The following is a 12,204-nucleotide window of genomic DNA, read 5'->3' as shown; positions in this document are numbered from 1 at the left end:
CATGAGATGTCTGGCAAACTTAGGTTTGCCGGACAAGAAGTTCTAAACCCCGTCTCCTGTTCAAGGGGCGGGGTTTTTTCTTGTTGATTGACCTGCGAGCAACAAGAAAAAACTCCGCATACATCCAAAGGAATCACGATGACAGACTGGACTGCCGGCTACGTGGCCGACATTGGCTACACCTACGGCTACTACACCGAACTGAACCCGCAACGCATCAAGCTGCCCTTTCTGGCCTCTGGCCTAGTCTTCCCTGAGGTCGGCACTGCCTGTGAACTGGGCTTTGGTCAGGGCTTGAGTGTCGGCATCCACGCTGCAGCATCCGTCACCGCGTGGTCGGGCACGGACTTCAATCCGTCCCAGGCCGGCTTTGCCCAGGAAATCGCCAACGTCTCAGGCGCCAATGCCCGATTGTTCGATGAAGCCTTTGCCGAGTTCTGTGCCCGACCAGACCTGCCCGACTTCGACTACATCGGTTTGCACGGCATCTGGAGCTGGATCAGCGACGAGAACCGCCACATCATCGTCGACTTCCTACGCCGCAAACTCAAGGTGGGTGGCGTGCTCTACATCAGCTACAACACGCAGCCCGGCTGGGCGGCGATGGTACCGATGCGCGAACTGCTCAACCAGCACGCCGATGTGATGGGCGCCAGTGGCCAGGGAATTGTCGGTCGCATCGATTCGGCCCTCGACTTCGCTGAGCGTATGCTGGCCACCAACCCGGTATATGGGCAGACGTATCCTCTAGTGGCTGAGCGCATCAAGAAAATGAAGGGCCAGAACCGCAACTATCTGGCCCATGAATACTTCAACCGCGACTGGCACCCGATGTCCTTCGCCCGTATGGCGGAATGGTTGTCGCCGGCCAAACTGAACTTCGCCTGCTCGGCCCACTACACCGATCACGTCGATGCGGTGAACCTGAGCGAGGAGCAGCAGGCTTTCCTCAAGGACATTCCGGACGCAACGTTCCGTGAGACGGTGCGTGACTTCATGTGCAATACCCAATTCCGCCGCGACTACTGGGTCAAGGGCTCACGGCAACTGGGTGCGTTTGAGCGCGGAGAGCTGCTGCGCGCCCAACGGGTCATTCTGGTCAACACGCGCGACGCGGTTGAGCTGAAGGTCAGCGGTGCACGAGGCGACAGGCGAAATAAAGGACACCCACTTATTTCTTGCACCCCCACCATGCTTCCGTTATCCTTCCCGAAATAAAGGACACCCACTTATTTCTTGCACCCCCACCATGCTTCCGTTATCCTTTGCCCCATGACCCGCCCGCGCTGCGCCCTCGTCTCGCTCATCGACACACCCTGGTACCACGTCGTGAGCCGCTGCGTGCGCCGCGCCTTTTTGTGCGGCGCTGACCGGCACAGCGGCCAGAACTTCGACCACCGCCGCGGCTGGATAGAGGCGCGCATCGCCCAGCTCGCCTCGGTATTCGCCATCGACGTCGCCGCCTACGCGGTGATGAGCAACCACTACCACATCGTGCCGAAATAAAGGACACCCACTTATTTCTTGCACCCCCACCATGCTTCCGTTATCCTTTGCCCCATGACCCGCCCGCGCTGCGCCCTCGTCTCGCTCATCGACACACCCTGGTACCACGTCGTGAGCCGCTGCGTGCGCCGCGCCTTTTTGTGCGGCGCTGACCGGCACAGCGGCCAGAACTTCGACCACCGCCGCGGCTGGATAGAGGCGCGCATCGCCCAGCTCGCCTCGGTATTCGCCATCGACGTCGCCGCCTACGCGGTGATGAGCAACCACTACCACATCGTGCTGCGCATCGACGCGGCGCGCGCCACTGTTTGGAGCCTCGAAGACGTGCTCACGCGCTGGACGCAGCTCTTTACCGGGCCACTTCTGGTGCAGCGCTACCTGTCAGACGCCCGCGCCGGCATGGGTGAGGCCGAAATCGCCAAGGTCGAGGAATTCGCCGCTCTGTACCGCGCACGCCTCGCCGATCTTTCGTGGTTCATGCGCATCCTGAACGAAACCATCGCCCGCCAGGCCAACCAGGAAGACGGCGCCAAGGGGCGCTTCTGGGAAGGGCGCTTCAAGAGCCAGGCGCTGCTGGACGAACAAGCCCTGCTCGCCGCGATGAGCTACGTGGACCTGAACCCCGTGCGCGCCGCCATGGCCGAGACCGTGCAGGACAGCGCCCACACCTCCATCCGCCGCCGCTTGGATGCACTCGACGCGCCCATTCCGCTGCCCGCAAAGCCAGAGGAGGGCGCCGACCGCATCGCCGCTGACTTCACCGAGCTTTCCGCCGAAGCCGCCGTCGCTGAAGTCCCGCCCGAAGTTTCATCCGAAGTACCCGCTGAAACGGCCGCCGCAAGCCCGCAACCCCGCCTGCGCGGCGAATGGGACTTGCGACACCTGCAAACTGCGCCACTGATGCCCTTCGACGCCACCGGCCGCTTCGAACTCGCCATTCCCTACGCTTTCGAGGACTACCTCGAACTCGTGGACACCGTCGGCCGTGCCATCCATCCCCAAAAGCGCGGCGCCATTCCTGCCAAGGCGCCACGGCTTCTCGCCCAGCTCGGCATCGACACCGAAACCTTCATCGCCCACGCCAGCCGCTTGTTGCAGGAATTCGGCCACGCCGTCGGCACCCCAGCCAGGCTCACCGAACTCGCCACCGCCCGCCAGACCAAGTTCCTGCGCGGCATGCGCGCGGCCCGGGCGGTGTTCGAGCGCGCAGCGGAGCAAGACAGGCGGGCGGCGTGATGGGCGGTTAGCCGCCAGCGAAGCGTAGCGGCGTCCATATCCAGACTTCCAAGATCTCCTTCCTGTGCAAAAAGGCGCGGGAGGATACGTGAAGAGGCTTGCGTTGTTGAAGCAGAATTGGCAGAATGTGCCATATGCTTGCCCATGGAGATTGTTATGCCCACACGAAATGTTGTACTGACAGATAGCCAAGCGAAGTTCGTTGAACAGATGGTGGCAAGCGGCCACTATCAGAACGCCAGCGAGGTGTTACGCGAGGGCTTGCGTCTGGTCCAGGCGCGTGAAGCCGAGCAAGCCGCCAAACTCGCCGCTCTGCGCGAGGCTGTGGCCGTGGGCATTGCAGACATCGATGCCGGGCGATACACCGAATTCAAGGACGCTGCTTCTCTGGATGCCTATTTGGCAGAAATCGCTGACAGAGCGATCAATGCCGCATGACAAAAACTTGGCATGTTTGGCTTGCTGAAGGAGCAGAACGAGATTTCTTTAGCGTATTGCGCTGGACGACCGAGCAGTTTGGCAAGCGCCAGGCGCGTGTTTATGAAACGACACTGCGCCGCGCACTGAAAACGCTTGCGTCTGGCCCGAGTGTCTTGGGTTGTCGGACACGACCTGATTTAGGGGCTGATATTGCCAGCCTCCATGTGGCTCGCCAGGGCCGCAAGGGCCGGCATCTGTTGGTCTTTCGCGCCCATGAGCAAGACGGCGTGATCGAGGTGTTGCGCATCCTGCACGACAGCATGTATCCGGCGCGGCATCTGGGTGCGTGAGGTTATATTACTTTCCGATGCAAAACCGCGAAAAAATCACCCCCAGCAGGTCGTCGGACGAAAACTCGCCCGTGATGGTGTTCAGCGCGTTTTGCGCCAGGCGCAGCTCTTCGGCCAGCAGATCCAGCGGCAGGTCGGGCGCCTCAAGCAGCGCGCTGGCCTGCTGCAAGTGGCTTTGCACCGCTTGCAGAGCCTGCACGTGGCGGGCGCGGGCGATGTAGACGCCCTCGGGCGCGGCCTGCCAGCCTGCGACCTGCAGCAGCATGCGGCGCAGGGCATCCAGCCCCTGCCCGGTGCGCGCAGAAAGCGCGATGGCGGGGCGGTCAGGGCCAGCTTGTGCGGGCTGCGCTGCTGGCGTGCAGTCACTTTTGTTCCAGACGTCGATGATGGGCACGCGCGCCGGCAGGCGTTGCGCCAGGGCGTTTTCTATGGCGGCGTCAGCGGCGCGGTAGCTGGATTCGTCGGCGCGTGTCAGGTCATGCAGAAAGAGCACGGCGTCTGCGGCGGCGATGGCCTCCCAGGCGCGCGCGATGCCCATGCGCTCGACCTCATCACTGCTTTCGCGCAGGCCCGCGGTGTCGATCACGTGCAGCGGCACGCCTTCGATCTGTATGGTTTGCTGCACGCGGTCGCGCGTGGTGCCGGCGATGGGCGTGACGATGGCGAGCTCGGCGCCCGCGAGCGCATTGAGCAGCGAGCTCTTGCCGGCATTCGGCTGGCCCGCGATCACGACTTTGATGCCCTCGCGCAGCAGCGCGCCCTGCTGCGTGCGTTGCCTCACCTGCGCCAATTGTTGCTGCAATCGTTGTAGCTGCCCATGCGCATCGGAGCTGCGCAAGAAGTCGATTTCTTCGTCAGGAAAATCGAGCGTGGCCTCGATCAGCATGCGCAACTGGATCAGCGCGTCGCGCAGCAACTGCACTTCGTGCGAAAACGCCCCGCTCAACGAGCGGCTCGCGCCGCGCGCCGCCGCTTCGGTGCTTGCGTCTATCAGGTCGGCCACGGCCTCGGCCTGCGCCAAGTCGATCTTGCCGTTCAAAAACGCGCGCTCGGTGAATTCGCCGGGTTGCGCCAGACGCAGGCCTGGCAGGCGCGGCGCGCCGGTCGTCGGATCGGGCTCGGCGGCCGCTTCCAGGCAGCGCGCGAGCAGCAGCTGCAGGATGACGGGGCCGCCGTGCGCCTGCAACTCCAGCACGTCTTCGCCGGTGTAGCTGTGCGGCGCAGGAAAGAAAAGTGCCAGGCCCTGGTCTATGGCTTCGCCGCGTGCGTCCAGAAACGGCAGGTAGGTCGCCTCTCGTGGGCGCAGGCTGCGGCCGCACAGCGCCGGCACCAAGCCCGCGAGCTGCTTGCCAGAGACACGCACGATGCCCACGGCGCCCCGGCCGGGCGCCGTGGCGATGGCGACGATGGGGTCGGCGTGGCGTGCAAGCATGGGGCGCAGTGTAGCGACGGGGCGGGTAGGAACCCGCGCGCAGTGCCAAGGCCGCGCGAGGCGGCACGAGGCCTCTTAGCTCAGCCCTTGAACTTGGGCAGGTTCAGGCGCAAGGGCACACCCATGCGGTGGTTGATGAGCCACTGCTGCGCGATCGACAGGATGTTGTTCGTGAGCCAGTAAAGCACCAGGCCCGAGGGAAAGAAGAAGAACATCACGCTGAAGATCAGCGGCATGAACCACATCATCTTGGCCTGCATGGGATCGGGCGGCGCGGGGTTCAACGCGGTTTGCAGCAGCGAGCTCACGGTCATAAGCAGCGGCAGGATGAAGTACGGGTCGGGCGAGGAAAGGTCCTGGATCCAGCCGATCCAGGGCGCGTTGCGCATCTCCACGCTCGACAGCAACACCCAATACAGCGCGATGAACACCGGGATCTGGATCACGATGGGCAGGCAGCCGCCCAGCGGGTTGACCTTTTCCTCGCGGTAGATGCGCATCATCTCCATCTGCATCTGCTGCGGGTTGTCCTTGAGGCGCTCGCGCATCTCCATGATCTTGGGGTTGATGGCCTTCATCTTGGCCATGCTGGCGTAGGCCTTGGCGTTGAGCCAGTAAAAGGCGAGCTTGAGCAGCACCACCAGCGCCACGATGGCCCAGCCCCAGTTGCCCAGCAGCTTGTGCAGGTGGTCGAGCAGCCAGTACAGCGGCTTGGCAAGAATGGTGAGCCAGCCATAGTCCTTGACCAGCTCCAGCCCGGGCGCGAGTGCCTCTAGCGTTTTTTCGATCTCCGGGCCGGCAAAAAGGCGCGCCTCGACCGCTTGACTTGCTCCTGGTGCGATCGTGCCCAGCGGCGCGAGCATGCCCACGGCATAGAGGTTGTTGTCCACCTTGCGCACGAAAAATTCACGCTGTGCACCTTGGGGCAGCAGCCAGGCCGAGGCAAAGTAATGCTGCACCATCGCCACATAGCCATTGGAGGCGGATTGGTCGACGTCGACCTTGCCGGCCTCGATGTCCTTGAACTCGATTTTTTGGTACTTCTTGGCCTCGGTGTAGATCGCCGGCCCCGTAAAGGTGGAGTAGAAGGACGACTCTCCCGGCGGCTTGTTGCCGTCGCGCACGAGTTGCAGGTACAGCTGCGGCGCGACCGGGGTGCTGCCGGTGTTGAGCACCTCGTGCCGCACCACCATGTCGTAGGCACCGCGCTTGAGCGTCCAGGTTTTGACCAGCTTGACGCCGCCGAGGTCGGGCGACTCGAAACGGATGCTCAGCGTGTTTTGGCCGTCCTGTAGCGTGCGCGGCCCAGGCATCAGATTCATGGGCGTCTTGTGTGTGGGCAAGCCGCTTGTTGCACCCGCGCCACCTATCAACCCGCTTTGCGGCAGATAGACGCGCGTAGGGCTCTGGTCGAACAGCACGAAGCCCTTGGCTTTGTCTGCCATGTCGGCATATTTGCGCAATTCGGCGAATACCAGCGTGCCACCTTCGCTATCGAACTGCAAGCGATAAACGTCGGTCTCCACGGTGACGCGCTCGTGCACCTGCGGCCCAGTGCCCTGCGCTGGCACTGCCGCGGCTCCCGGCACAGCCCCTGGCGCTGCAGCTTGGGAGGACGCGGGCGGCACGCTGCCCGGACTTGCGGACGGCCCAGCACTCGCGCCGCGCTGGGGCTCTGGTGCGGCGGCTGGCGTGGCCGAGGGAAAGAAGGTGGGGGGCTTGCCGTTGTGTATTTGCCACTTATCCCACAGCAAAACCACGGAAAAGCCAAAAATCACCCAAAGGATGGTGCGGCGGATGTCACTCATGAGGATTTTGTTGGTGAGGATGGTTGGGGCCGGGCGCATGCAGGCGCGAAAAAAGCCGCATGGTACGCGGCAATTCTTGCGGCACCGGGTCATGGCCGCCGGCGCACCAGGGTTGGCAGCGTGCCAGCCTGCGCAGTGTGAGGTAGCTGCCCGCCGCGGCGCCGTGCTGTTCGAGGGCCTGCAGCGCGTAGGCCGAGCAGCTGGGCTCGAAGCGGCAGGCCGAGCCCAGCCAGGGGCTCAGCAGCAGCCGATAGCCTTTGACCAGGCCCATGAGCAGTGCACGCATCATGGCGTCACCTGCGGCTTTTGCTGCCCGCACGCCGTGGGCGCAGCCGTAGCGGCTCGGCGCGCCGCCTGGCGCAGCAGCAACTCCAATTCGGCGCGCACGGCCCGGCGCAGCGGCTCGGAAGTGGCGCTGGCGAATTGCTTGCGGTCGAACGCAGAGCGCAGGCGCACCACATACGCCGCGCACGGCAGGCGGGCTTCGTACTGCTGAGCCAGGGCATAGATCTGGCGCTTGATGGTGTTGCGCGTGACGGCCCTGCGGGCCCAGCGCTTGGGCACCATGGCGCCAAGCCAGATGCCGGTGGTGGGGAACAGGGGGCGTGCGCGGGGCTCACCGGGCTGGGGGGCAGGGGCCGTGGTGTCTGGTGCGTCAGCTGTGGCGGGCGCGGGCCAGTTCAATGCGTGCAGCGCAAAATGCGCCGTGCGCGCCACAGTACCTGCCGCCAGGACGGCCTGAAACTGTGCGCGGTTCCGAAGCCGCTGCATGCAGGCGCACCGAGGTGCGGTTTCAGTCAAAAGGTGTCAGCCGCCACAGCCCGGTCAATCCAGCCGCATGCGTGCTTCAGACGGCCAGGCGTTTGCGGCCCTTGGCACGGCGCGCGTTGATGATGGCGCGGCCGCTGCGTGTCTTCATGCGCACGAGGAAACCGTGGGTGCGGGCGCGGCGGGTTTTGGAGGGTTGGTAGGTACGTTTCATGGCTCGGGTCCCTTCATTCTCAGGAAAACCTGTGATTATCGCAGGCTGCTCAGTTCCTGGCAATTTTTCCCTCGGAGCCCCTGTTGGACTTTGGGCGTCGATAGCGAGAATGCGCCCCGGCGAGACCATTTTTTGCCGGATTCGCCGCCCCATAGTGGTGCTATGGGGCAAGAAGACGGTGTTCTCGAAGAGCGGCGAAGCCAAAAATGGACCACTGCGGCGCATTCGCAGCCGACGATTCCAAAGTCCGACAGGCTCCTCGGCTCGAAGGATATGCCGCTGAGTTTGGCGCCCGCCGGGCCGGCAAAGGTGCCGAAAAGAGGGTCGAAAGCCTACCAAAACTTCGTCGCCGAGGGACTTGCTAGAATCAAGCCAGTTTTCAGCATTTTTGGGAGCCTTGCGATGTCCAGCCATTCCAGCACCGTCCAGCATTCCGGCAATGAAGCCGCAGACCCTGTCGAGCAAGTGACTTCGGTGGTGCCTGTCGTCCTGCCCATCGTGGGGGCGCTCCTGATGTTTCTGCTGGCCTTCATCGCGGTCAGCATGGCTTGATCGGATTGGGTCGAATCCCCCTGCTGGCCCCGCTCTGCGGGGCTTTTTTTCGTCTGCGTGCCAAGGAGATTCCCATGCGAGCAGGACATGCGCTGGTGCTATTTTCGGGCGGGCAGGACTCCACGACCTGTCTGGTCTGGGCGCTCGAGCACTTTGCGCTGGTGGAAACCGTGGGCTTCGACTACGGCCAGCGGCACCATGTGGAGATGCAGGCGCGTGTGCAAGTGCTGGACGCATTGCGCGCGCAATTTCCCGTGTGGGGCGGGCGCCTGGGGCAGGACCACGTCATCGACCTGTCGGTGCTGGGGCGCATCAGCGACACGGCGCTCACGCGCGACGTGGCGATCCAGATGGACGCTGCGGGCCTGCCCAACACCTTCGTGCCGGGCCGCAATCTGCTGTTTTTTCAGCTCGCCGCGGCCTTGGGTTATCGACGCGGGTTGCACACGCTCGTGGGCGGGATGTGTGAGACGGATTATTCGGGCTACCCTGATTGTCGCGACGACACCATCAAGGCGCTGCAGGTGGCCGTGTCGCTGGGCATGGGGCAGCACTTCACTTTCGAGACACCGCTGATGTGGTGCGACAAGGCGCAGACCTGGGAGCTGGCGCACGCCCTGGGCGGGCAGCCGTTGGTGGACCTCGTGATCGAGCGCACGCACACCTGCTACCTGGGTGAGCGGGGGGTGCGGCATGCCTGGGGCTACGGTTGCGGCAACTGTCCGGCCTGTGCGCTGCGGCAGGCCGGGTACGAGCGCTGGCGCGAACAGCTTGCATGAATTCATGCAAATTTTGCATGTAAATCGCAGCAGGCCGCTGAAAAACCGCGCGCGTGCTTCATAAAATCGTCACCCCCAGCCGACCCGTGGAAAGCTCCGTCTCCTCGTGGCATCGCTTTGACGCCACAAGACCCAAGCCCTTCTCCGCCCGCCGACTGCCCGCAACGGATTCGAGCCGTTTTTCAAAGGCAGCGCCCCGCTTTCGTCGTCGCGCCCCTGCGCAAGATGCCCTGATGGGGCGCTTTCTTTGAAAACCGTTTCGAAGGAAGGAAGCTCCCCATGAATGCACCCGCTCTGCAGGGCCTCGAGATCAACGCCCCTGATTACGTCAAGCACCCGCGCCTGCTCGCCTGGGTGGCCGATATGGTCGCCTTGTGCAAGCCCGAGCGCGTCTATTGGTGCGATGGCTCGCAGGATGAATACGACCGTCTGTGCCAGCAACTCGTCGATGCCGGCACCTTCAAGAAACTCAACCCTGCCAAGCGCCCGCGCAGCTACCTCGCCTGGTCGGATCCGTCGGACGTGGCGCGCGTCGAAGACCGCACCTTCATCTGCTCCGAAAAGAAGGAAGACGCCGGCCCGACCAACAACTGGATGGCCCCGGCCGAAATGCGCGCCACCTTGCAGCCGCTGTTCGACGGCTGCATGCGCGGACGCACCATGTATGTGGTGCCGTTCAGCATGGGGCCGCTGGGATCGCACATCGCGCACATCGGCGTCGAGCTGACCGACAGCGCCTACGTGGCCGTGAACCAGCGCCTCATGACGCGCATGGGCCGTGCCGTGTACGACGTGCTCGGCGTGGATGGCGATTTCGTGCCCTGCATGCACACGGTGGGTGCGCCGCTGCAGCCCGGCGAGCAAGACAAGCCCTGGCCCTGCAACCCCACGACCAAATACATCGTGCACTACCCCGAGACGCGCGAAATCTGGTCGTATGGCTCGGGCTACGGTGGCAACGCGCTGCTGGGCAAGAAATGCCTGGCGCTGCGCATCGCCTCGGTCATGGGGCGTGACCAGGGCTGGCTCGCCGAGCACATGCTGATCCTGGGTGTGACCAGCCCCGAGGGCAAGAAGTACCACGTCGCCGCGGCCTTCCCGAGCGCCTGCGGCAAGACCAACTTTTCCATGCTCGTGCCGCCGCCGGCCTTCCAAGGCTGGAAGGTCACCACCATTGGCGACGACATCGCCTGGATCAAGCCGCACGCCGACGGCAAGATGTACGCGATCAACCCCGAAGCCGGCTACTTCGGCGTCGCGCCGGGCACCAACCACCTCACCAACCCGAACTGTCTGGCCAGCCTGCACCAGGACGTGATCTTCACCAACGTAGCCCTGACCGACGACGGCGACGTGTGGTGGGAAGGGCTCGAAAAAGACGGCGGCGGCGCATTGCCCGCGCACCTGCTCGACTGGCAGGGCAAGGACTGGACGCCCGAGGACGGCAAGGCCGGGCGCAAGGCTGCGCACCCGAATTCGCGCTTCACCGTCGCCGCGACCAACAACCCCGCGCTCGACCCGCAGTGGGACGACCCGAACGGCGTGCCAATCGACGCCTTCATCTTCGGCGGGCGTCGCTCGACTACCGTGCCGCTCGTAACCGAGGCGCGCAACTGGATGGAAGGCGTCTATATGGCCGCGACCATGGGCTCCGAGACCACGGCCGCCGCCTTTGGCGCGCAGGGCGTGGTGCGCCGCGACCCGTTCGCGATGCTGCCGTTTTGCGGCTACAACATGAGCGATTACTTCCAGCACTGGCTGGATATGGAACACAAGCTCGAACGCCTGGGGCACACGCTACCCAACATCTTCTGTGTCAACTGGTTCCGCAAAAATGCCGAAGGCCAGTTCGTCTGGCCCGGCTACGGCGAGAACATGCGCGTGCTCAAGTGGATGATAGACCGCATCGAAGGCCGCGCGCAGGGGCGCGAGACCATGTTCGGCATCGCGCCGCAGTACGCCGAGATCAACTGGCAGGGCCTGGACTTCACGCCCGCGCAGTTCGAGGCCGTGACGCACATCGACAAGGCCGCATGGACGGAGGAGTTCAAACTCCACGCCGAGCTGTTCGACATGCTCGCCTACCACCTGCCCAAAGAGCTGCTCGCGACCAAAGCGGCGATGGAGCAGCGCCTGGCGGCGGCTTGAGGCGCGCGCTGCCAGTGTCGCGTTGCCAGCCACGCGCTGCTACTATGAAAATAGCTGCTAGCGCGCGCTGGCATTGCCTTGAGAGGCGTTTTGATTCATAAAAGAGGCGCGCGCCGATGCGGATTCAGTTGCTCTCGGACCTGCACTTCGAGGTCAACCCGCAGTTCGTGCCAGAGCCCGCGCCGCACGCCGATGTGCTCGTACTCGCGGGCGACATCGGCGCGTACCAGAGCGGCTCGGCATTGCAAGGCGAACACTTCGGGCTCGAGCGCTTTGCCCACTGGCCCGTGCCCGTGCTGTATGTGTCGGGCAACCACGAATACGACGCGCAGGACTTCGACGCCGCGCACGAGCGCCTGCGCCGCAGCTGCGCACAGCTGGGCATCTTCTGGCTCGAACGCGAAGCCGTGGTGCTAGGCGACGTGCGCTTCGTAGGCACCACGCTGTGGAGCGACTTCGACGCGCTGGCCACGCCGCCCGCGGGCAAAGCCGCGCGCCATGCGCTCGCGCACTTGCTCAAACAGCGCGAAAAAGCCTTCCGCGCGGCCGACTTTTACCTGCGCAAGACGGGCGCGACGCGCGCGGGCCGCCCTTTTCTCGCCGAAGCCGTGCGCGCGCAGGCGCTCGAGTGCCAGGCTTGGCTGCGCAACGCGCTCGCGCAGCCTTTTGACGGGCCTACGGTCGTGGTCACGCATTTCGCGCCTAGCCTGCGCAGCGCCGATCCACGCTACGGTCTCACGCCGGGCACGGCGGGTTTTTGCAATGCGCTCGACGCCTTGCTGCCGCAGGCGCAGCTGTGGTTGCACGGCCACCTGCACGCGTCCAGCGACTACGTTGCGAGCGGCCACACCGAGGCAGGCGCGCCCTGGCGTTGCCGCGTCGTCGCCAATCCGCTCGGTTACGCGCAAAAAGGCGAGCAGGCGCAATTCCAGCCGCAGTGCGTGCTCACTTTATGATAGGCGGGCGCGTAGAGAAAAACGACCAACATGCT

Annotated in this window: 13 protein-coding genes and 1 pseudogene; 9 read left to right on the top strand and 5 right to left on the bottom strand. The window is 64.2% G+C overall.

Annotated elements, in window-relative coordinates; genetic code table 11:
* Window positions 1-138 precede the first annotated feature (138 nt).
* From FK527_RS08730 to FK527_RS08710, 5 genes are all read left to right on the top strand, one after another.
* Entirely contained in the window at window positions 139-1,218 is a 1,080-nt protein-coding gene (locus FK527_RS08730; RefSeq protein ID WP_144732493.1) for a class I SAM-dependent methyltransferase, read from the top strand.
* A 54-nt stretch (window positions 1,219-1,272) separates the two neighbouring features.
* On the top strand, window positions 1,273-1,506 hold the full coding sequence (locus FK527_RS08725; protein WP_144732490.1) for a Type I secretion system protein TolC: 234 nt from the start codon (window positions 1,273-1,275) through the stop codon (window positions 1,504-1,506).
* Window positions 1,507-1,560: 54 nt separating this feature from the next.
* Complete coding sequence (locus FK527_RS08720) at window positions 1,561-2,742, top strand: transposase (RefSeq protein ID WP_144728582.1); 1,182 nt, start codon at window positions 1,561-1,563, stop codon at window positions 2,740-2,742.
* 156 nt (window positions 2,743-2,898) lie between these two features.
* A complete protein-coding gene (locus FK527_RS08715; protein ID WP_144728584.1) occupies window positions 2,899-3,180 on the top strand; it encodes a type II toxin-antitoxin system ParD family antitoxin in 282 nt (93 codons plus the stop codon).
* Entirely contained in the window at window positions 3,177-3,512 is a 336-nt protein-coding gene (locus FK527_RS08710) for a type II toxin-antitoxin system RelE/ParE family toxin (protein WP_144728586.1), read from the top strand. Before FK527_RS08715 ends, FK527_RS08710 begins: the two co-directional genes overlap by 4 nt.
* 7 nt (window positions 3,513-3,519) lie before the next feature.
* Here FK527_RS08710 and mnmE read toward each other — a convergent pair whose 3' ends face one another.
* From mnmE to rpmH, 5 genes and pseudogenes are all read right to left on the bottom strand, one after another.
* Window positions 3,520-4,944, bottom strand: a complete 1,425-nt coding sequence (gene mnmE, locus FK527_RS08705) for a tRNA uridine-5-carboxymethylaminomethyl(34) synthesis GTPase MnmE (RefSeq protein ID WP_144728588.1) — start codon at window positions 4,942-4,944, stop codon at window positions 3,520-3,522.
* A gap of 80 nt (window positions 4,945-5,024) precedes the next feature.
* Window positions 5,025-6,752 carry a membrane protein insertase YidC gene (gene yidC / locus FK527_RS08700; protein WP_144728590.1) on the bottom strand — a complete coding sequence of 576 codons (1,728 nt, stop codon included), beginning with the start codon at window positions 6,750-6,752 and terminating at the stop codon, window positions 5,025-5,027.
* Window positions 6,749-7,041 (bottom strand): annotated as a pseudogene (yidD, locus tag FK527_RS08695) (membrane protein insertion efficiency factor YidD). Before yidD ends, yidC begins: the two are co-directional and overlap by 4 nt.
* Entirely contained in the window at window positions 7,038-7,523 is a 486-nt protein-coding gene (rnpA, locus tag FK527_RS08690; protein WP_144728594.1) for a ribonuclease P protein component, read from the bottom strand. Before rnpA ends, yidD begins: the two are co-directional and overlap by 4 nt.
* Window positions 7,524-7,599: 76 nt before the next feature.
* Complete coding sequence (rpmH, locus tag FK527_RS08685) at window positions 7,600-7,734, bottom strand: 50S ribosomal protein L34 (RefSeq protein ID WP_114484042.1); 135 nt, start codon at window positions 7,732-7,734, stop codon at window positions 7,600-7,602.
* Between the two features lie 162 nt (window positions 7,735-7,896).
* Here rpmH and FK527_RS08680 point away from each other — a divergent pair, with 162 nt between their 5' ends.
* The 4 genes from FK527_RS08680 (at window position 7,897) to FK527_RS08665 (ending at window position 12,169) form a co-directional block, all read left to right on the top strand.
* Complete coding sequence (locus FK527_RS08680) at window positions 7,897-8,286, top strand: hypothetical protein (protein WP_144728596.1); 390 nt, start codon at window positions 7,897-7,899, stop codon at window positions 8,284-8,286.
* 74 nt (window positions 8,287-8,360) lie between these two features.
* Complete coding sequence (gene queC, locus FK527_RS08675) at window positions 8,361-9,065, top strand: 7-cyano-7-deazaguanine synthase QueC (RefSeq protein WP_144728598.1); 705 nt, start codon at window positions 8,361-8,363, stop codon at window positions 9,063-9,065.
* A gap of 279 nt (window positions 9,066-9,344) precedes the next feature.
* Complete coding sequence (locus FK527_RS08670; RefSeq protein WP_144728600.1) at window positions 9,345-11,213, top strand: phosphoenolpyruvate carboxykinase (GTP); 1,869 nt, start codon at window positions 9,345-9,347, stop codon at window positions 11,211-11,213.
* Between the two features lie 116 nt (window positions 11,214-11,329).
* Complete coding sequence (locus FK527_RS08665) at window positions 11,330-12,169, top strand: metallophosphoesterase (RefSeq protein WP_144728602.1); 840 nt, start codon at window positions 11,330-11,332, stop codon at window positions 12,167-12,169.
* Window positions 12,170-12,204: the final 35 nt, after the last annotated feature.

It is taken from the genome of Extensimonas perlucida (assembly GCF_007655255.1).
GTDB classification, from domain to species: domain Bacteria; phylum Pseudomonadota; class Gammaproteobacteria; order Burkholderiales; family Burkholderiaceae_C; genus Extensimonas; species Extensimonas perlucida.
Note: the sequence above shows the minus strand (reverse complement) of the source record. Positions and strands in the feature narration are given on the sequence as shown.

Excerpts from the sequence above, each read along its gene's own strand:
- rpmH (WP_114484042.1), bottom strand. The coding sequence starts at position 7,734 with ATGAAACGTACCTACCAACCCTCCAAAACCCGCCGCGCCCGCACCCAC.
- FK527_RS08720 (WP_144728582.1), top strand. The coding sequence starts at position 1,561 with ATGACCCGCCCGCGCTGCGCCCTCGTCTCGCTCATCGACACACCCTGG.
- FK527_RS08670 (WP_144728600.1), top strand. The coding sequence starts at position 9,345 with ATGAATGCACCCGCTCTGCAGGGCCTCGAGATCAACGCCCCTGATTAC.
- FK527_RS08725 (WP_144732490.1), top strand. The coding sequence starts at position 1,273 with ATGACCCGCCCGCGCTGCGCCCTCGTCTCGCTCATCGACACACCCTGG.
- FK527_RS08680 (WP_144728596.1), top strand. The coding sequence starts at position 7,897 with ATGGGGCAAGAAGACGGTGTTCTCGAAGAGCGGCGAAGCCAAAAATGG.
- FK527_RS08730 (WP_144732493.1), top strand. The coding sequence starts at position 139 with ATGACAGACTGGACTGCCGGCTACGTGGCCGACATTGGCTACACCTAC.
- mnmE (WP_144728588.1), bottom strand. The coding sequence starts at position 4,944 with ATGCTTGCACGCCACGCCGACCCCATCGTCGCCATCGCCACGGCGCCC.
- FK527_RS08715 (WP_144728584.1), top strand. The coding sequence starts at position 2,899 with ATGCCCACACGAAATGTTGTACTGACAGATAGCCAAGCGAAGTTCGTT.
- FK527_RS08665 (WP_144728602.1), top strand. The coding sequence starts at position 11,330 with ATGCGGATTCAGTTGCTCTCGGACCTGCACTTCGAGGTCAACCCGCAG.
- FK527_RS08710 (WP_144728586.1), top strand. The coding sequence starts at position 3,177 with ATGACAAAAACTTGGCATGTTTGGCTTGCTGAAGGAGCAGAACGAGAT.
- rnpA (WP_144728594.1), bottom strand. The coding sequence starts at position 7,523 with ATGCAGCGGCTTCGGAACCGCGCACAGTTTCAGGCCGTCCTGGCGGCA.
- yidC (WP_144728590.1), bottom strand. The coding sequence starts at position 6,752 with ATGAGTGACATCCGCCGCACCATCCTTTGGGTGATTTTTGGCTTTTCC.
- queC (WP_144728598.1), top strand. The coding sequence starts at position 8,361 with ATGCGAGCAGGACATGCGCTGGTGCTATTTTCGGGCGGGCAGGACTCC.